A 544-nucleotide genomic window follows, 5' to 3' on the forward strand; every position below is an offset into this window, starting at 1 on the left:
TACGATTCTATGGTCGTTAGTCAACAAGACAAGCTGGCTACAAAAGTGGTTTCTCAGCACGCGACTGAGTCTGCTGCGCTAGTTGCGGTAAGTCCACTCGCCGCCGCTGATATGTTGCTGGTGGCGTGGCGAAACTTCAAAATGATCGATAACTTATCCAAAGTGTATGGCGTTGAATTAGGTTATGCTTCGCGCATCAAGCTATTGAGATCGGTATTCGTCAATATGGCTGCGGCAGGCGCAAGTGAGTTAGCCATTGACGCTGGTATGGATTTGATGTCGATGGATCTTGCTGGCAAAGTTTCTGCTCGTGCAGGGCAGGGGCTTGGCGTGGGGATTCTTACTGCGCGTTTAGGATTGAAAGCGATGGCCTTACTGCGTCCGCTTCCTTGGTATCCTGATCGCCAAGTCAAACTCGGGACTATCCGCAAAGCCGTGGTGGCGAAAGTTGCATCAATCACGATGAAACCATAACGAATATCACCTTTGACCGATAGGATTGCTTGACGCCAATACAAGCTTGATAGAAACTACTGTCAACTTT

Annotated in this window: 1 protein-coding gene; it reads left to right on the forward strand. The window is 48.9% G+C overall.

The window, feature by feature from the left end; genetic code table 11:
* Positions 1 to 474: YcjF family protein (locus R7R78_RS28880; protein ID WP_225474938.1), on the forward strand; the 474-nt coding region annotated here is incomplete at its 5' end.
* Positions 475 to 544: the final 70 nt, after the last annotated feature.

The organism is Vibrio sp. 2134-1 (genome assembly GCF_033339495.1).